At 74.7% G+C, this 18,236-nt stretch carries 16 protein-coding genes; 10 read left to right on the plus strand and 6 right to left on the minus strand.

Going from position 1 to position 18,236, the window contains the following annotated elements:
- From pheS to AB0N63_RS14090, 5 genes are all read left to right on the plus strand, one after another.
- Window positions 1-1,119 carry a phenylalanine--tRNA ligase subunit alpha gene (gene pheS, locus AB0N63_RS14070; RefSeq protein ID WP_365528477.1) on the plus strand — a complete coding sequence of 373 codons (1,119 nt, stop codon included), beginning with the start codon at window positions 1-3 and terminating at the stop codon, window positions 1,117-1,119.
- Entirely contained in the window at window positions 1,119-3,623 is a 2,505-nt protein-coding gene (gene pheT / locus AB0N63_RS14075) for a phenylalanine--tRNA ligase subunit beta (protein WP_365528479.1), read from the plus strand. Before pheS ends, pheT begins: the two co-directional genes overlap by 1 nt.
- A 208-nt stretch (window positions 3,624-3,831) precedes the next feature.
- On the plus strand, window positions 3,832-4,758 hold the full coding sequence (locus tag AB0N63_RS14080) for a PP2C family protein-serine/threonine phosphatase (RefSeq protein WP_365528481.1): 927 nt from the start codon (window positions 3,832-3,834) through the stop codon (window positions 4,756-4,758).
- A 255-nt stretch (window positions 4,759-5,013) separates the two neighbouring features.
- Window positions 5,014-6,354: a transcriptional regulator gene (locus AB0N63_RS14085; protein ID WP_365528484.1), complete on the plus strand. Its 1,341-nt coding sequence runs from the start codon at window positions 5,014-5,016 to the stop codon at window positions 6,352-6,354.
- Between the two features lie 42 nt (window positions 6,355-6,396).
- Window positions 6,397-6,936, plus strand: a complete 540-nt coding sequence (locus AB0N63_RS14090) for an NUDIX hydrolase (RefSeq protein ID WP_365528486.1) — start codon at window positions 6,397-6,399, stop codon at window positions 6,934-6,936.
- Between the two features lie 165 nt (window positions 6,937-7,101).
- Here AB0N63_RS14090 and AB0N63_RS14095 read toward each other — a convergent pair whose 3' ends face one another.
- Window positions 7,102-7,974 carry a 3-hydroxybutyryl-CoA dehydrogenase gene (locus AB0N63_RS14095; protein WP_009187697.1) on the minus strand — a complete coding sequence of 291 codons (873 nt, stop codon included), beginning with the start codon at window positions 7,972-7,974 and terminating at the stop codon, window positions 7,102-7,104.
- A 172-nt stretch (window positions 7,975-8,146) separates the two neighbouring features.
- Here AB0N63_RS14095 and AB0N63_RS14100 point away from each other — a divergent pair, with 172 nt between their 5' ends.
- Window positions 8,147-9,400, plus strand: a complete 1,254-nt coding sequence (locus tag AB0N63_RS14100; RefSeq protein ID WP_365528489.1) for a family 10 glycosylhydrolase — start codon at window positions 8,147-8,149, stop codon at window positions 9,398-9,400.
- Window positions 9,401-9,465: 65 nt separating this feature from the next.
- Here AB0N63_RS14100 and AB0N63_RS14105 read toward each other — a convergent pair whose 3' ends face one another.
- On the minus strand, window positions 9,466-9,669 hold the full coding sequence (locus AB0N63_RS14105; RefSeq protein WP_365528492.1) for a DUF1918 domain-containing protein: 204 nt from the start codon (window positions 9,667-9,669) through the stop codon (window positions 9,466-9,468).
- Window positions 9,670-9,793: 124 nt separating this feature from the next.
- On the minus strand, window positions 9,794-10,633 hold the full coding sequence (locus tag AB0N63_RS14110; RefSeq protein WP_365528762.1) for a DMT family transporter: 840 nt from the start codon (window positions 10,631-10,633) through the stop codon (window positions 9,794-9,796).
- Between the two features lie 466 nt (window positions 10,634-11,099).
- Between AB0N63_RS14110 and AB0N63_RS14115 the strand changes: the two genes are divergently transcribed.
- Genes AB0N63_RS14115 through AB0N63_RS14125 form a run of 3 tightly spaced genes read left to right on the plus strand, consistent with a single transcriptional unit; the run spans window position 11,100 to window position 13,678 of the window.
- Complete coding sequence (locus tag AB0N63_RS14115) at window positions 11,100-12,599, plus strand: PLP-dependent aminotransferase family protein (RefSeq protein ID WP_365528495.1); 1,500 nt, start codon at window positions 11,100-11,102, stop codon at window positions 12,597-12,599.
- Window positions 12,596-13,033 carry a GNAT family N-acetyltransferase gene (locus tag AB0N63_RS14120; protein ID WP_365528497.1) on the plus strand — a complete coding sequence of 146 codons (438 nt, stop codon included), beginning with the start codon at window positions 12,596-12,598 and terminating at the stop codon, window positions 13,031-13,033. The genes AB0N63_RS14115 and AB0N63_RS14120 overlap by 4 nt, the downstream gene beginning before the upstream one ends.
- A 51-nt stretch (window positions 13,034-13,084) precedes the next feature.
- Window positions 13,085-13,678, plus strand: a complete 594-nt coding sequence (locus AB0N63_RS14125; protein WP_365528500.1) for a histidine phosphatase family protein — start codon at window positions 13,085-13,087, stop codon at window positions 13,676-13,678.
- On the opposite strand, the gene AB0N63_RS14130 is transcribed toward AB0N63_RS14125, so the two are convergent.
- The 3 genes from AB0N63_RS14130 to AB0N63_RS14140 all read right to left on the minus strand — a co-directional run bounded on the left by AB0N63_RS14130 (window position 13,660) and on the right by AB0N63_RS14140 (window position 15,070).
- A complete protein-coding gene (locus AB0N63_RS14130; protein WP_365528503.1) occupies window positions 13,660-14,103 on the minus strand; it encodes a DUF6314 family protein in 444 nt (147 codons plus the stop codon). The genes AB0N63_RS14125 and AB0N63_RS14130 overlap by 19 nt on opposite strands.
- A 113-nt stretch (window positions 14,104-14,216) precedes the next feature.
- A complete protein-coding gene (locus AB0N63_RS14135; protein ID WP_365528506.1) occupies window positions 14,217-14,642 on the minus strand; it encodes a carboxymuconolactone decarboxylase family protein in 426 nt (141 codons plus the stop codon).
- Entirely contained in the window at window positions 14,639-15,070 is a 432-nt protein-coding gene (locus AB0N63_RS14140) for a MerR family transcriptional regulator (RefSeq protein WP_365528509.1), read from the minus strand. Before AB0N63_RS14140 ends, AB0N63_RS14135 begins: the two co-directional genes overlap by 4 nt.
- A 348-nt stretch (window positions 15,071-15,418) precedes the next feature.
- Between AB0N63_RS14140 and AB0N63_RS14145 the strand changes: the two genes are divergently transcribed.
- Entirely contained in the window at window positions 15,419-18,217 is a 2,799-nt protein-coding gene (locus tag AB0N63_RS14145) for a YfhO family protein (RefSeq protein WP_365528512.1), read from the plus strand.
- The last annotated feature ends 19 nt before the right edge of the window (window positions 18,218-18,236 follow it).

The following is an 18,236-nucleotide window of genomic DNA, read 5'->3' on the forward strand; positions in this document are numbered from 1 at the left end:
ATGTCGGCACCGAATAAGTCGTACGACCCTGTCGAGGTCGAGGCGTTGAAACCGGAAGAGATCGAGCGCATGCGGGACGAGGCGCTCGCCGCCTTCGCCGCCGCGGACTCCCTCGACGCGCTCCACGAGGCCAAGGTCGCCCACACCGGCCCGGCCTCTCCGCTGGCCCTCGCCAACCGCGAGATCGGCGCCCTGCCGCCGCACGCCAAGGCCGACGTCGGCAAGCGCGTCGGCATGGCCCGCGGCGCGGTGAACAAGGCCCTCGCCGCCCGCCAGGGCGAGCTGGAGGCGGAGCGCGACGCCCGGGTCCTGGTCGAGGAGGCCGTGGACGTCACGCTGCCCTACGACCGGGTGCCGCCCGGCGCCCGGCACCCGCTGACCACGCTCTCGGAGCGCATCGAGGACGTCTTCGTCGCCATGGGCTACGAGGTGGCGGAGGGCCCCGAGGCCGAGGCGGAGTGGTTCAACTTCGACGCCCTGAACATCGGCCCGGACCACCCGGCGCGCAGCGAGCACGACACGTTCTTCGTGCGGGGCGCCGACGGCGCGGACTCCGGTGTCGTCCTGCGCACCCACACCTCGCCCGTGCAGGCGCGCTCCATGCTGACGCGCGAGCTGCCGATCTACGTGATCTGCCCCGGCCGCGTGTACCGCACGGACGAGCTGGACGCCACCCACACCCCGGTCTTCCACCAGGTCGAGCTGCTCGCCATCGACGAGGGCCTGACCATGGCCGACCTCAAGGGCACCCTGGACCACATGGTGCAGATGCTGTTCGGCGAGGGCATGAAGACCCGGCTGCGGCCGAACTTCTTCCCGTTCACCGAGCCGTCCGCCGAGATGGACATGGTGTGCTACGTCTGCCGCGGCGCGTCCGTCGGCAACCCCGACCGCCCCTGCCGCACCTGCTCGTCCGAGGGCTGGATCGAGCTGGGCGGCTGCGGCATGGTCAACCGCCGGGTGCTCATCGCCTGCGGCGTCGACCCGGAGAAGTACAGCGGATTCGCCTTCGGGTTCGGCATCGAGCGGATGCTGATGTTCCGCCACAACGTCGAAGACATGCGAGACATGGTCGAGGGTGACGTCCGGTTCACCCGGCCGTTCGGGATGGAGATCTGATGCGGGTCCCGCTTTCTTGGCTGCGGGAGTACGTCGACCTGCCGGCGACGGAGACCGGGCGCGACGTCCAGGCCAAGCTCATCTCGGCCGGTCTCGAGGTCGAGACGGTCGAACAGCTCGGCGCCGACCTCAAGGGGCCGCTCGTCGTCGGCCAGGTGCTCACCATCGAGGAGCTGGAGGGCTTCAAGAAGCCGATCCGGTTCTGCACCGTCGACGTGGGCCGGGCCAACGGCACCGGTGAGCCGCAGGAGATCGTCTGCGGCGCCCGCAACTTCGCCGTCGGCGACAAGGTCGTCGTGGTCCTGCCCGGCGCCGTCCTGCCCGGCGGCTTCTCGATCAGCGCCCGCAAGACGTACGGCAAGACCTCCCACGGCATGATCTGCTCCGCCGACGAGCTGGGCATGGGCGACGACGGCACGCACGGCATCATCGTGCTGCCGCCCGAGCACGAGGTCGGCACCGACGCCATCGAGCTGCTCCAGCTCGTCGACGAGGTCCTCGACATCGCCGTCACCGCCAACCGCGGCGACTGCCTGTCGATCCGCGGCGTCGCCCGCGAGGCCGCCATCGCCTACGGCCGCCCGCTGCTCGACCCAGCGCTGCTGGACGTGCCCGCGCCCAACGCCTACGGGTACCCGGTGAAGGTCTCCGACCCGTTCGGCTGCGACCGCTTCACCGCCCGCACGGTCACGGGCCTGGACCCCGAGGCGCGCTCCCCGATCTGGCTCCAGCGCCGCCTGCAGAAGGCGGGCATGCGCCCGATCTCGCTCGCCGTCGACGTCACCAACTACGTGATGCTCGAACTGGGCCAGCCGCTGCACGCCTACGACCGTACCCGCGTCCAGGGCGCCATCGGGGTGCGCCGGGCCGAGCGCGGCGAGCAGCTCACCACCCTCGACGGCGTCACCCGCACGCTGTCCACCGAGGACCTGGTCATCACCGACGAGCGCGGCCCCATCGGCCTCGCGGGCGTCATGGGCGGCGCCGACACCGAGATCGACGACACCGACGGCACCACCACCGAGGTCGTCATCGAGGCCGCCCACTTCGACCCGGTCGCCATCGCGCGCACCGCCCGTCGGCACAAGCTGGGCTCCGAGGCCGCCCGCCGCTTCGAGCGCGGCGTCGACCCGCAGGCCGCCTCCGCCGCCGCGCAGCGCACCGTCGACCTGCTGGTCCTGCTCGCCGGCGGCACCGCCGACGCGGGCGTCACCGAGGTCGTCGCGCCGTCCGCGCCGCGCACCATCACCATCCCGGCCGACCACCCCGACCGGGTCGCGGGCGTCACCTACGGCCGGGAGACCGTCGTACGGCGGCTCCAGCAGATCGGCTGCGACGTCTACGGGACGGACGAGCTGATCGTCACCGTGCCGTCCTGGCGTCCCGACCTGGCCGACCCGAACGACCTGGCCGAAGAGGTCATCCGCCTGGAGGGCTACGAGAACCTGCCCTCCACGCTGCCCCGCCCGCTGCCCGGCCACGGACTGACCGACCGGCAGCGGCTGCACCGCCGGGTCGGCCGCGCGCTGGCCGGCGCGGGCTACGTCGAGGCGCTGAACTACCCGTTCCTCGGCGAGGCCGTCTTCGACCAGCTCGGCCTGGACGCCGACGACCCGCGCCGCACCGTGGTCACCCTCGTCAACCCGCTCTCCGACGAGGAGCCCGCCCTGCGCACGACGCTGCTGCCGGGCCTGCTCGGCGCGCTGCGCCGCAACGACGGGCGGGGCAGCCACGACCTGGCGCTGTTCGAGACCGGGCTGGTCTTCCGGCCCACCGGCCATGAGCAGGTCCCGGCCCGGCTGCCCGCCGACCGCAGGCCCACCCAGGAGCAGCTGGCCGCACTCGACGCCGCCCTGCCGCGCCAGCCGCGCCGGGTCGCCGTCGTCCTGGCCGGCGCCCGTGAGCAGGCCGGCTGGTGGGGCGAGGGCCGTCCGTCCGACTGGGCCGACGCCGTCGAGGCGGCGCGGATCGTGGCCCGCGAGGCCGGTGCGGAGCTGATCGTCCGTGCCGACCAGCACGCCCCGTGGCACCCCGGCCGGTGCGCCGCGCTGTACGTGCGGGTGGACGGCGAGGAGGTCCTCGCCGGTCACGCCGGTGAGCTGCATCCGCGGGTCGTGAAGGCGATGCACCTGCCGGAGCGCACCTGCGCCATGGAGATCGAGCTGGACCTGCTGGAGCAGGCCGGCGACGGCATCGTGCGGGCGCCGCGGATCTCCTCGTTCCCGGTCGCCACGCAGGACGTCGCCCTGGTCGTCGACAAGCCGGTCCCGGCCGCCGAGGTCGAGGCCGCGCTGCGTGAGGGCGCCGGTGAGCTCCTGGAGGCCATCCGCCTGTTCGACGTCTACGAGAACGCCGAGCAGCTCGGCGACGGCCGCAAGTCGCTGGCCTACGCGCTGCGTTTCCGCGCCCCCGACCGCACCCTGACGGTGGACGAGGCGTCCGCCGCCCGGGACGCCGCGGTGGCGCTGGCCGCCGAGCGCACCGGAGCAGTGCTGCGCGGCTGACGGGCGCACAGTGGTGCACGAGGGGCGGGTCCGGGCCCACGGAACCCGCCCCTTACCCATGACCTGCATAAATGCACCCCTGGGAATGCTCACTCATTCGGGTGAGAACACCTGTGATCCGGGCCCCGCCGGGTAGGCGCTGGACACAATCGGACCGGCCCCGCAGGGCTGGACCGCGCTGTCAGCGCCTTCTCGGGGAGCCATGGTCATGATCCGCCTCAGGGCCGGGACGCAGCGTGGGATGCGGCCGGGCGCCGTGTTCCTCGCCGTGGGCACCGGCATCGTCCTGCACGCCCGGCGGACCATCCTGCACGAGCTGCGCCAGGCCCGCGCCGTCGCGGGCGCCGCCCAGGACGCGCTGCTGCGCCCCCTGCCCCCGCACCTCGCCGGGCTCGGCCTCGCCGCCGCCCAGCTGTCCGCCGACCGGGGCGCGGCCGTCGGCGGCGATCTGTACGAGGTGATCGCCACCGAGCACGGCGTCCGCGTGGTGATCGGCGATGTGCGCGGCCACGGTCTCGCCGCCCTCGGCACCGTCGCCGCCGTCCTCGGCAGCTTCCGCGAGGCCGCCCACGACGAGCCCCGACTACCGGACCTCTTACGCCGGTTGGAGCGCGCGCTCGCCCGCCACCAGTGCACCCGCGAACCGCACCACCCGGCCGCCGAGGACTTCGTCACCCTGCTGCTCCTGGAGATCGCCGACGACGGCCGCCTGAAGGCCCTCAACTGCGGCCACCCCTGGCCGCATCGGCTGCGCGGCCGGCGCGCCGAGCCGCTCTCCACCGCGAGCCCGCTGCCGCCGCTCGGCGCGTTCCCGCTGCCGTACGAGCTGCCCACCGCCGACCTGGGCCGCCATCTGCCGGGCGACACCCTGGTCCTGTACACGGACGGCGTGGTGGACGCCCGCGACGCCCGGGGCCGCTTCTTCGCGCTGCCCTCGGTCCTCGCCGAGGTGGCCCGCGCCGGGCCGCTGTCCTCGCGGGCGGTCCTGCGCGCCGTCTTCACCGCCCTGCTGCGGCACACCGGCCACCGCCGCTCCGACGACGCGGCGGTCCTGGTCATCCGCAACGACCGCGACCTGCCGAGGGCGACCCGGACCCGCCCGCGCCGCCGGCCGTCCGACGACACCTCCCGCTGACGGCGCGCCCGGTGGGGCCGCCCGCCCCGCCACGGAGTGTCGGGCAGGCGGCGGGGCGGGCGGCGTGGCAGCGGGCCGCCGCACTGTTCGAGGGGGGAGCCGGCGGCCCGGCCGGCCTCTTGACGAGGCACCTCAGTCAACCGACCGCCCACCGACCGCGACAGCGCGCACACGGTACGGATGCGCGCACTCGGTTCACACCCCGTGTGAACCCGCCCGCACTACGCTGTCCGCACCGAGCCACGGGGGGCCCACATGCAGCCCAACACTCTGCTCGACGCGATCCTGGACGAGGCGGGGATCTCGCACGCGGGCCTGGCCGCGCACGTCAACCGGGCGGGCCGCGCCCGCGGTCTGACGCTGCGCTACGAGCACACCGCCGTGGGCCGGTGGCTCAAGGGCCAGCGGCCCCGCGGCCAGGTGCCCGACCTGATCTGCGAGGTGCTTGCCGCCCGGCTGCGACGGCCCGTCACCCTGGACGACATCGGCCTCGGCGTACCCGGCGAACCGGCCGCCCCGCACACCACCCCGCTGTCCGGCTTCGTGGACCGGGCCACCGCCCTGTGGCGCTCGGACGAGCAGCAGCGCCCGCACGTCCTCGGGGCGCCCGCGGTGACCGGCACCCCGGCGGTGATGCCGGTGTGGGAGTGGGAGAACCCGCCCGAGGACGTCGACGTCTCCCGGGGCGGGCGGCACCGGGTCACCGCGGCGGACATCGAGATGCTGCGCGCGGCCCGCACGCACTACGAGCAGATGTACCGCAAGGCCGGTGGGGTGGCGACCCGCAGCCGGGTCGTGGGCTTCCTCAACGCCGAGACCGCGCCGCTGCTGCGCGGCGGCTACACCGACGCCACCGGCCGCCGACTGCACCGGGCCGCCGGCGCGTTGGTGGCGATCGCGGGTATCTGCGCCTACGACTCAGACGCGCACGGCCTCGCTCAGCGCTACTTCCACCAGGCGCTGCGCCTGGCCAAGGCCAGCGGCGACCGGGGGCTCGGCGCCTATGTCATAGCGCTGCTGGTCAACCAGTCGCTGTTCATGCGCGAGCACCGCCAGGCCGTCGCGTTCGCCGAGGCCGCGCTGCGCGCCGCCGGCCGGGACATCACCCCCGCGCTCGCCTCCGACCTGTACGCGATGCAGGCCAAGGCCTACGCCCACCTCGGCGACGGCACCGGCGCGCTGGCCTGCATCCGGCGCGCCGAACAGGCCGCCGAGCGCATCCGGCCCGGCCACGAGCCCGACGAGACCGGCTACGTCCAGCCGGGCCTGGTCAACGTCCAGGCGGCGGAGGCGCTGCTCAGCCTCGGCGATCTGGCCGCCGCCGAGGAGCACGCCACGGCCGCCGTCGACACCCCCGCGCACGACCGGGGCCGAGTGCACCGCCTGGCCATGCTCAGCACGATCGAACTGCGCCGGGGCAACGCCGACAAGGCGGTGGCCACGGCCGTGCTGATGGCCGAACAGGCCCGCGGGATGGAGTCGCAGCGGCTGCGGGACCGGCTGCGCGCGGTGCGCGAGCACCTGGTGCGCAACGGCTGCGCGGGCACGGCGGAGGTGGCCGAACTCATCGACGGGGCCCTGCGCGTTCCCTTGTGACGCTGCGATATTGCCACTGACCTGACGGAAGGTGGCAGAACCGTGCAGTGGACGAAACAGAACGAACAAACTGTGTACGCAAACCGCTGGTTCACCGTCAACCTCGCGGATGTGGAGCTGCCGGACGGCCGGCATCTGGACCACTTCCTGATCCGGCTGCGGCCCGTCGCCGCGGCCACCGTGGTCAACGAGGCCAACGAGGTGCTGCTGCTGTGGCGGCACCGCTTCATCACCGACAGCTGGGGCTGGGAACTCGCGGCGGGCGTCGTCGAGGACGGCGAGGACGTCGCCCGCGCCGCCGCCCGGGAACTGGAGGAGGAGACGGGCTGGCGCCCCGGCCCCCTGCACCACCTGATGAGCGTCGAGCCGTCCAACGGGCTCACCGACGCCCGGCACCACATCTACTGGACCGACCGCGCCGAGTACATCGGCCATCCCGTGGACGACTTCGAGTCCGACCGCCGTGAATGGGTCCCCCTCAAGATCGTCCCCGACCTGATCGCCCGGGGCGAGATCCCGGCCGCGAACATGGCGGCGGCCTTACTCCTCCTGCACCACCACCGCCTCACCCAGGAAGGGTGACGCTTCTCCCCACACCCGCTACCGAGGGGCGCGGGGAACCGCGCCGAAGGGGATAAGGGGGCGACGCCCCCAGGGACGGGAAGGGGCGGCGGGGACGAAACCCTCGGACCCCCGCCGCCCACTCACCCGCACCCAGCACCTTCACGCGGCCCGGCGCGGCAGCCCTCACCCGTAGGTGTAGAACCCCGACCCGGACTTCCGCCCCAGCCGCCCCGCGTCCACCATCCGCTGAAGCAGCGGCGGAGCCGCGTACAGCGGCTCCTTGTACTCCTCGTACATCGAGTACGCGACGGAGGCGACGGTGTCCAGCCCGATCAGGTCGGACAGCTTGAGGGGCCCCATGGGATGCGCACACCCCAGCTCCATGCCGTTGTCGATGTCCTCCCGGCTGGCGATCCCCGACTCGAACATCCGGATCGCGGACAGCAGATACGGGATCAGCAGCGCGTTCACCACGAAGCCGGACCGGTCCTGCGCACGGATCGCGTGCTTGCCCAGCACCTTCTCGGTGAACAGCTGCGCCCGGCTCAGCGTCCCCTCGGACGTGGTCAGCGCCGGGATCAGCTCGACGAGCTTCTGCACCGGGGCCGGGTTGAAGAAGTGGATGCCGATGACGTGGTCGGGCCGAGAGGTGGCGACCGCCAGCTTCACCAGCGGAATCGAGGAGGTGTTGGAGGCGAGGATCGCGTCCGGGCGGGTGACGACCTGGTCGAGGACCTGGAAGATCTCGGTCTTGACCTGCTCGTTCTCCACCACGGCCTCGATCACCAGATCGCGGTCGGCGAACTCGCCGAGATCGGTGGTGAAGCTCAGGCGCGCCTGGGTGGCGTCCCGCTCCTCCTCGCTGATCTTGCCGCGCTCGGCGGCCTTGGCCAGGGAGTTGAACAGCCGGGTACGGCCGATCTCCAGCGCCTCGCCGGTGGTCTCGGCGACCTTCACGTCCAGGCCGGACCGGGCGCACACCTCGGCGATGCCCGCGCCCATCTGGCCGCAGCCCACCACACCGACGCGTGCAATGTCTGCCGAAATGCCGGTCACATCGTCCCTTTCGCAGATCCTACGGGGGTGCACAGGCGGCCATGGGTCCGGTGCCTGCTCCGAACGTGCACGTTACCCCCTGTCGTAACGATGATCGATCGCCCGGGTCGTGCATGCTGACCCGGTACACGATCCGTGACGGTGCGGATCCGGGGCGTACGGGGAGTGCTGGATGAGCCGAGTGACCCGGCGGGCGTTCACGGTGGCCGCTCTGTCGACGCTGGCGGTGACGCACGGCGCGAGCACCGCACCGGCCGCGCCCCAGCCGCCGGGCGGGGCGGCCGGGCCGCGTGGCAAGCGGGCCGTGACCGAGATGCGCGGCATGTGGCTGGCGACCGTGAGCAACCGCGACTGGCCCTCGCGCACCGGACTGAGCGTCGCCCGTCAGCGCGGCGAGCTGACCGCCCTCCTCGACGCCGCGGTGCGCCGCCGCCTCAACACGGTCTTCCTCCAGGTGCGGCCCGCCGCCGACGCGCTGTGGCCGTCGCCGTACGAGCCGTGGTCGCAGTTCCTCACCGGGACGCAGGGCAGGGACCCCGGCTGGGACCCGCTGGGCACCGCCGTCGCCGAGGCGCACGCGCGCGGCCTGAAGCTGCACGCCTGGTTCAACCCGTACCGGGTCGCCCTCACCGCCGACCGGAGCCGGCTCGCCGCCTCCCACCCGGCCCGCAAGCACCCCGACTGGGTGGTGGCCTACGCCGGCAAGCTCTACTACAACCCGGGCCTGCCCGAGGTACGGGCCTTCGTGCAGGAGGCGATGCTGGACGCGGTGCGCAGGTACCCCGTGGACGGCGTGCACTTCGACGACTACTTCTATCCGTACCCGGAGGCCGGCCAGACCTTCGACGACGCGGCCGCCCACGCCGAGTACGGCGGCGGTTTCGCCGGCCGGGCCGCCTGGCGGCGGGACAACATCGACAAGCTGGTGCGCGAGACGGCCGCCGCCGTCGCCCGCGTCCGGCCCGGCGCCCAGTTCGGGATCAGCCCCTTCGGCGTGTGGCGCAACGCCGACACGGACGCGCGCGGCTCGGCCACCAAGGCGGGCGCGCAGTCGTACGACGATCTGTACGCGGACACCCGCACATGGGTGCGGGAGGGATGGATCGACTACATCGTCCCGCAGCTGTACTGGTCCATCGGCACGGCCGCCGCCGACTACGCGAAGCTGGTGCCCTGGTGGGCGGAGACGGCACGGGGCAGCCGCACCCGGCTGTACGTGGGGGAGGCGCTGTACCGGGCGGGGGAGAAGGACTCCGCCTGGCGGGACCCCGACGAGCTGTCGCGGCACCTCACGCTGGCGAAGAAGTACCCGGAGGTGCACGGGCACGTGTTCTTCGCAGCCAAGGAGGTCGCCGCCGACCCCGCCGGTGCGATGGCGCGGGTGGTCGCCGCCCACTACGGGCAGACGGCGAACGCCCCGCGCTGAGCAGAGAGTTCAGGTCCCGGCCGGCGCCGCGCCCCGCCGGGCCGGCGCCGCCCGGGCCCGCTCCCTCAGCGCTGTTGCCGTTGTTCCTCGTGGTGCCGGATCTGGCAGTCGGGGCCGGGAGACATGACGGCCTCGTGCCCGTCCGGGAAGCGGACGCGGTAGGGCGGGTTGCCCTCCGTTCCCATGACCTCGACGACTTCGGTGATCTGGTCGTGCTGGCCGACCACCCTGCCGTGCTGGACGAGCTTGTCGCCCACGGTTGCGCGCATTGGCGGGCCTCCTCACCAGGTCTGAGAGCAGCTGTCCTCGGATTTCGAGTCTACGGCGCGGAGCGCGGCCGAACCGGTGTGCGGCGGAACCGGGATGTGCGGTCGGTACCGGAGTGCTCGCCGGTCAGCCGCGCGCCCGCTGGGTGACGGCGATGCAGACGAGCACGGCGGCGGCCGTCACGGGGGCGGCCGGCGTCAGATGCTCGCCGAGCAGCAGCACCGACCACACCAGTGTGAGCAGGGGCTGCGCCAGCTGCAACTGGCTGGCCTTGGGGATGCCGACGGACGCCATGCCGCGGTACCAGACGACCATGCCGAGGAACTGCGAGCCGGCCGCCAGCCACAGTACCCCGGCCACGCTGTGCGCCCCCAGGCGCACCGGCTCGTACGCCAGGGCCAGGACCGCTCCCGGCACGGTGACCGGCAGACACAGCACCAGCGCCCAGCCGACGACCTGCCAGCCGGGCATGACCCGGGCCAGCCGGCCGCCCTCGGTGTACCCGGCGGTGCACACCAGCAGCGCGCCGAAGAGGTAGGCGTCTGCGGCGGTCAGCGCGCCGCCGCTCTGCCGCACCGTGAAGGCGACCACGGCCGCCGCGCCGATCAGCGAGGCCGCCCAGAACGTCCGCGAGGGGCGGGCGCCGACACGCAGCGCGGACAGCAGCGCCGTGGTCAGCGGCAGCAGGCCGACGACGACGGCGGCGTGCGCGGTGGTCGAGGTCTCCAGGGCGAGCGTGGTGAGCAGCGGGAAGCCGAGGACCACGCCGAGGGCGACGACGGCCAGCCCGGGCCAGTGCCGGCGCGCGGGCGGCGCCACCCGCAGCGCCAGCAGGCAGCCGCCCGCGATCACGGCGGCGAGCACACTGCGCACCCCCACCAGCGCCCAGGGCCCGAACCCCTCCAGCCCCCAGGCGGTGGCGGGGAAGGTCAGCGAGAAGACCACGACCCCGAGCCCGGCCTGCACGAGCCCGCCCCGGGCCCGCTGCGGGGCACCGGCTCCACCGCCCGGTGACGCCCCGGCCCCGGCGACGGGCGCGCCCGCCCGGCCGGCGGCCGTGACGCCCGGCCCGGCGACGACGGAACCCGCCCCACGCCGACCGGCCACGGCCCGTCCGGCGCCCGTACGACCGGTGTCCGCGCGGTCGCCGCGCAGGCGCCCCGTGCCGGTCCCGCCCGCGTGCGGGTCACCGGCCTCCGATCCGCCGGCCGTGGGGCCGCTCGCCGTCGGCTCGGCGGTGCGGCGGGCGGTGATGTGCGCCCCGCCGGTGGCCGCGGGTTCCTGCGGGCCGAGGGGGGCGGCGGCCGGCGTGTCCGTGGCGGTGGCGTCCGGAGCCGGGGTGGCCGTGGCCGGGTCGGCCGGGAAGTCGGACGGCGACGGCCCGGTGTTCACCGCTATCGCGGTCCGGTCGGTAGCGCTACTCTTAGCTCTCATGCACGAGCGTAGCAGTGTCGGTGAACTCGCCCAACTACTGCGGCAGGAGCTGAACCGCTACTCACCCGGCGGAAAGCTGCCGTCCAGTCGCGCCCTGGTCGAGCGGTACCGGGTCAGTCCGGTCACCGTCTCCCGCGCCCTGGCGCAGCTCGCCGCCGAGGGACTGGTGGTGACCCGCCCCGGCGCTGGCGCCTTCCGCGCCGCACCGCGGTCGCCCGCCGCCCCCGTCGGCGACACCTCCTGGCAGACCGTCGCGCTCAGCGCCGACGCCGGGGGCGAGCCCGTGCCCCGCACGGTGGACGCCTCCGGGGTCACCGTCTCGCTCGCCGCACCGCCGCCCGGGGTGGTCGAGTTCAACGGCGGCTATCTGCACCCCGGCCTCCAGCCCGAGCGGGCCATGGCCGCCGCCCTCTCCCGAGCCGGCCGCCGCCCCGGCGCCTGGGCCCGCCCGCCGCTGGAGGGACTGCCGGAGCTGCGCGAGTGGTTCGCCCGGCACATCGGCGGCCCCGGCGGCACGGTCACCGCCGCCGAGGTGCTGATCGCCGCCGGCGGCCAGTCCGCGCTGACCACGGCGCTGCGCGCCCTGGCCCCGCCCGGCGCCCCGGTGCTCGTGGAGTCGCCGACCTACCCGGGCATGCTGGCCGTCGCGCGGGCCTCCGGACTGCGTCCCGTACCGGTGCCGGTCGACACCGACGGCGTACGGCCCGGACTGCTCGCCGACGCCTTCCGCGCCAGCGGCGCCCGGGTGTTCGTCTGCCAGCCGCTGTTCCAGAACCCCACCGGCGCGGTCCTCGCCCCGCCGCGCCGCGCGGAGGTGCTGCGGATCGCCCGCGAGGCCGGCGCGTTCGTCGTCGAGGACGACTTCGTCCGCCGGCTCGCCCATGAGGACGCGGGACCGCTGCCGCCCCCGCTGGCCGCCGAAGACCCGGACGGTGTCGTCGTGCACGTGGGCTCGCTCACCAAGGCCACCTCGCCGAGTTTCCGGGTGTGCGCGCTCGCCGCCCGCGGACCCGCGCTGGAACGGCTGCGCGCCATCCAGGTCGTGGACAGTTTCTTCGTGCCCAGGCCGCTCCAGGAGGCCGCCCTGGAACTGGTCGGCTCGCCCGCCTGGCCCCGCCATCTGCGCGCCCTGGCGGCCGAGTTGAGGGCCCGCCGGAACACCATGACGACCGCGCTGCGGCACGTGCTGCCGGAGCTCACCCTGCCGCACGTCCCGTCCGGCGGCTACCACCTGTGGCTGCGCCTGCCCGACGGCGCGCACGAGTCCGACCTGGCCACCGCCGCCCTGCGCGCGGGCGTCGCGCTCACTCCGGGCCGTCCCTACTTCAGCGCCGAACCCCCCGCCGCCCACGTCCGGCTGAGCTTCGCCGCGGTCGCCGGGACCGCCGAGATCGCCGAGGGCGTACGCCGGCTGCGGGCGGCCTGCGACGAGCTGCTCGGGCCGGGACGGGAAAACGGATCGACACCGCCGCCGGACCTTGCCACCCTCCTGCCATGACCGACACCCCGCAGCTCGCCCACGGCTACGAGATCTCCGCCGACCCCGCCCGCATCGACGCCGAGCGCGTCCACCACTGGCTGTCCACCGACGCCTACTGGGCGCTCGGCCGCACCCGCGACAAGCAGGACCGGGCCATCGCCGGCTCGCTGAACTTCGGGGTGTACGACACCGCCTCCGGCGCGCAGGTGGCGTACGCGCGCGTGGTCACCGACGAGGCGACCTTCGCCTGGCTGTGCGACGTGTACGTCGACCCGGCCGTCCGCGGCAAGGGCATCGGCACGGCGCTCGTCGGCGCCGTACGCGACCACCTGCGGCCGTACGGACTGCGCAGGGTCCTGCTCGCCACCGCCGACGCGCACGGCGTCTACGAGAAGATCGGCTTCCGGCCGCTGGACCGTCCGGAGCGGTGGATGGCGCTCGCTTTCGACTGACACCGTGCGCCACCCCTTGACCCGCACCCCCGTGCGGCCCACGATCGCCGCATGGCACTACGGGTCACGTTCGTCGCCGCCGCGCGCAACTCCCCGCTGCTGGCCGAACGCTTCGACGACGACCGGCCGCTCGACCAGTCGGGCTGGGACGAGGTGCGCCGGGTGGTGCCCGACCTGCTGCCGCTGGCCGCCGCCGATCTGCGCTACTGCTCGCCGACCCCGCGCAGCCGCGCCACCGGCGATGCGCTCGGCTTTGCCCCGCTCGCCCAACTCGCTTTGCGCGACTGCGACATGGGCCGCTGGCGCGGGCTCACCCTGGGGGAGGCGATGGCGCGGGAGCCGCAGGCCGTGGACGCCTGGCTCGCCGATCCGCGCGGGACACCGCACGGCGGGGAGTCGCTGCTGTCCTTCATCGGCCGGGTCGGCGACTGGCTGGACACCCGGCCCGTCGAGGACGGCGGCAGCGTCGTCGCCGTGGCCGAACCCTCGGTGATCCGCGCCGCCCTCGTCCACGCGCTGAACGCGCCCCCGGCGACGTACTGGAACCTCGATGTGCGCCCGCTGTCGACGACCACCGTCACCGGCCGCGCGGGACGCTGGAACCTGCGCTTCGAGGGGGCGCGGGCTCAGGCCTCCCGGGCGTAGTCGGTGACCAGCACCAGGTCCTTCGCCGGGCCGCCCACCCGCCACACCGTCCGCCAGTGGTCCGCGTCCCGGACGGTGAACTCGCCGCGGTAGAGATCGGCCGCGCACGGATGCCCGGCCACATGCCGTCCGGTGCGCAGATCCAGGTCGTGGAAGGGCCGCCCGTCCGCGAACCGCACGTCGGCCGTGCCCGGCACGTCGCCCGGCAGGAACCGCAGGGCCCGCGTCGCCGGCCGGGTCACGCCCCGCCAGGTGAACTCCCCGGACTCCTCGTGCAGCAGCCCGCCGCCGTCGAGCGGACCGAAGACGGTCGTCCCGGTGAAGACGCCCTCCTCGCCCCCGGCCAGATCCCGCACACTCCGCTCGACACGCCAGCGCCCGGCCAGATACGCCAGCACGTCGGCCACGGGCCACCACGCGTCCATCGTCGTCCCTTCCCGCACCGCCGGGCACTCGCCAGCCGCACACCCGCACGCCTGTAAGGCCGCACGGCCCCCGGCCACACCCCGAGCTTACGAGTCCCCCCCGCCCCCGAGGATCACGCTCCCCGCACGGGCGCCTCGCCCACCGGCAGCAGCCCCCGCTCGGCGAAGACCTTCTTCGCGGCGAACGTCGCGTTCAGCGCCCTCGGCATCCCGCAGTAGACCGCCGAGTGCAGCAGGGCCTCCGTGATCTGCTCCGGTGTGAGGCCCACGTTCAGCGCCGCGTTGACGTGCACGTCGAGCTGCGCCTCGCAGCCGCCGAGCGCGGTGAGCGCGCCCAGGGTGACCAACTGGCGGTCGCGTGGCGCGAGCTGGGGCCGGTCGTAGATCTCGCCGAAGGCCCAGGCGACGACCTGGTGGCCCAGCTCCGGGCTGACGTCGGCGAGCGAGTCGACGACCCGCTGCCCGGCCTCGCCGTCGACCCGGGTCAGGACCTCCAGGCCGTGGGCGAAACGCTCCTCGCGGCTGCTGTTCCCGCTCATGCGGTGTCTCCCGTTCCCGGCTGCCCGGGCATCGCGCCGAGCAGCCCTTCGTAGTGTCGGATCTTGTCGTCCAGCGCGCCCGCGCTGCGCCGCAACGCCCGCATGCGAGCCGCCAGTTCCGCGCGGTGCTCGCGGAGCATCGCCAGCCGCTCGGCGACCGTCGCGTCCCCCGCCGCCCGCAGCCGCGCGAAGCGCTGCATGTCGGCGATCGACATGCCGGTCTCGCGCAGCCGCAGCAGGAACTCCAGCCAGGCCAGGTCCGCGGCCTCGTAGCGCCGCTGGTTGCCGCCGGTGCGGCCGACCCGGGCGATCAGCCCGGCCTTCTCGTAGTAGCGCAGGGTGTCGTGCGAGAGGCCGGTGCGCTCGGCGACCTCGGCGATGGTCAACGTGGCTTCCCGGCCCCCTGGGAGGGGCTGTCCGCTGGTCATGGGAAGACCGTAGGACCTGGAGCGTGCTCCAGGTCAAGCACTGCCCGTGAGGTCTCCCGCCGAGCGCCTCGCCGGCCCCCCGCGCGGCCCCGCCGGACACCGGTCCGCGGCGGCTGTGGACAGTTTTAACCACGGGATCATTCGAGGGATGAGGCCCGTTCTCCCGGCCGTCACGGAATTCCTCGACATTCCCCATGTCGCATTCCATGTTCGCGGCGTTTTCCACGGGCGACGAAGACACCTGCCACACCGACCTCTCGCCCGGGCCGACGAATGGACGGCGCCCGGGGAACCACCTCCCCGGCCGAGACGCACTGTGTCCCGAAAACGCCTGGGAGCCTGCCGGAAATGCAACGCCCGACCCTGCGGGAAAAACCGAGGCAGGCCGCCGCCCTGCTCGCCGCGGTGCTCACCGTCACCGCGTTCTGCGCGGCCGATGCCGTCGCCGGCAGCTACCCCTTCGGCCCGCGCACCCGCGCCGTCAACGACCTGGGCAACCAGTACGTGCCGTTCCACGCCCACCTGTGGGACCTGCTGCACGGCAGGGCCGACGGCGGACTGCTCGTCAACTGGCAGTCCGGCTACGGCTCCAGCTTCCTGCCCGACCTCGGGACGTATCTCGGCAGCCCGTTCGCGCTGCTCGTGGCGCTCTTCCCGCGCGACGAGATCGACCTCGCCGTCTACGCGGTCACCGTCCTGAAGACGGCGTGCGCCGGCGCGGCCATGGCCTGGCTGCTGCTGCGACTGCGCCCGGGACGCTGGTGGGCGGCGGGACTGCTCGGCGCGGCCTACGCCCTGTGCGGCTGGTCCGTGGCGGACGCCTCGTACAACCCGATGTGGCTCGACGGCCTCGTCGCCCTGCCCCTGCTGTGCCTGGTCGGCGAGTGGGCGCTGGCCGGGCGGCGCCGGCTGCTCGGCGTGGTGGTCGTCGCGCTCGCCTGGATCGCCAACTTCTACACCGCCTACATGGCCACCATCGGCGCCGCCCTGGTGCTGCTGCTGCGCATGTGGCTGTCGGGGCTGCCGCGCCGCCGGGCGCTCACCACGGCCGGCCGGGCCGCGGCCACCGTCGTCCTCGGCGTGGGCCTGTCCGCCCCGCTGGTCGCGGTGATCTACCTCGGCACCAAGCACGCCTACCCGGGCCGGATCACGCACTTCGCACCGGTGGGCGCCGAGGACCTGCTGGCCCGGCTGCTGCCGACCACCTACGGCTTCGGCTCACCGGCCCTCTTCGTCGGCACCACCACGTTGCTGCTCGCCCTCGCGCTGCCCTTCCACCGGGCGGCCCCCCGCCGGGTGCGCGCCGGATGGCCGCTGCTGGTGACCGCGGTCACCCTGTCGATGCAGTGGACGCCCACCCATCTGGCCTGGCACGCCTTCGCCACCCCGAACGGCAGCCCGTACCGCCAGGCGTTCGTGCTGTGCGCGCTGCTGGTGATCGCCGCCTGGCATTCGCTGTCCTACGGCGTGCCCGACCGGCGGGCGCTGGGCGCCGCGACCGCGCTGCTCGCCCTCGTCGCGGCCCTGGCGAGCGGCAGCGGCCTGGTGCGTTCCTTCGCCTGGCCGGTCCTGCTGGCCGGCGCGGCGTGCGCCCTCGGCGGCCTGCTCCTGCTGGCCCGCACGGAGACCGGGCGTGCCGCGGGCGCCGCGGAAGCCGTGGGCGCCCCGGCCCCCGCGCCGGAAGCCCCCGCCGGCCACCGCACCGCCCCGGACCCCGCCCGGGAGGCGCCCGCCGGCCCCCGCGCCATCCCCGCACACGGAGACCGCACCGCTCCCGGGTCCCGCGCCCCCGCCCGCCCCCTCCTCGCCGTCCTCGCCGTCGTCCTGCTGATCGGCGCGCAGCTCGGCGAGGCCACCGCCACCTCCGCCGTCGCCACCCGGCTGCGGCTGAACCACCTGGACGACTACGCCCCCTGGGGCACCCGCCAGCAGCGGCAGGCGGACCTGGTCGCCGAGGCCGACGGCTGGCCCCGCTACCGCACCGACCCGGGCCGCGAGCAGACCGTGGGCAACGATCCGATGGTGGTCGGCGGCCAGGGCGCCCAGTACTACAGCAGCCTCACCGCCGACGTCCTCAGCCGGATGCTCACCGCCCTCGGCGACGGCTGGACCTCGCGGGGCCGCAATCTGCAGAGTCTGGACAACGCGGTCACGGACGCGGTCTTCTCCGTCGGCGCGCGGGTGCACTCCCCGCCCGACCAGCACCAGCGCTGGAATCCGCGCGACCGCGGCCCGGCGACCCTGACCCGCGAGGACGTGCCGCCGCTGGTCACCGTACGACCGGCCGCCGAGGCGGCGCGGGGTCTGCGCGGTGTCGCGGCGCTCGGACCGTCGCCGTACCGCAACCAGGAACTGCTGCTCGGCACCCGCGTCTACACCGTGCCCGCCCTCACCGTGCGCACCGCCTCCGGCGAGCCGCCGCGGCCCGGTCACGACGACCCGCCCGGCGTGGTGATCGACGCTCGCCGCACGGCGGACGCCGCACGCCGGCCGACGATCACCGCCCGGTGCCCGGCCGGCAGCGAGGTCTACCTGTGGGCGCCGCACTACTCGGGCACGGCCCGCCTGACGGCCGCCCCGGGCGCCCCGTACGGTCCGACCGGGCGGTTCACCGCGGACGCGGCCAAGATCGCCGCCATGCAGCGGCTCGGCGCCGTGCCGGCCTCCGGGCGGCTGCGGATCGAGCTGACCCCGAGCCGCGCCGGCACCGTCCCGGACCAGGCGGTCGGCTGCCTGGACACGGCCCGTCTGGGCACCGCCGTCCAGCGGCTCAAGACCACCGGCGCCACCGAGGTCACCGTCTCCGACGGCACCGTGCGGGCGACGCTCCCGGCCGGCAGCACGGGAACCGCCGTCCTGGCCGCTCCCCGGATCGCCGGCTGGCGGTGCGCCGCGGGCGACGCCGCCGCCACGCCCGCCCGGCAGTACTACGGCCTGATCGCCGTCCCCCTCGACGGCTCCGCCACCGCCGTCACCTGCACCTTCCACCCGCCGGGCCTGCGCCTGGGCGCGGCCGCCGGCGGCGTCTCGCTGCTGGCCCTGGCCGTGCTCGGCGCCGTCGCCGCCGTCCGCCGCCGGCGGACCGCCGGCCGCCGCGCACTCCCGACGACCACATCACCGCGCGAGCGCACCACCGCCGCGCTCTGACCGCGCCCTGGGGGAGAAC

Source organism: Streptomyces sp. NPDC093260 (genome assembly GCF_040683715.1).
Lineage (GTDB): Bacteria > Actinomycetota > Actinomycetes > Streptomycetales > Streptomycetaceae > Streptomyces > Streptomyces sennicomposti.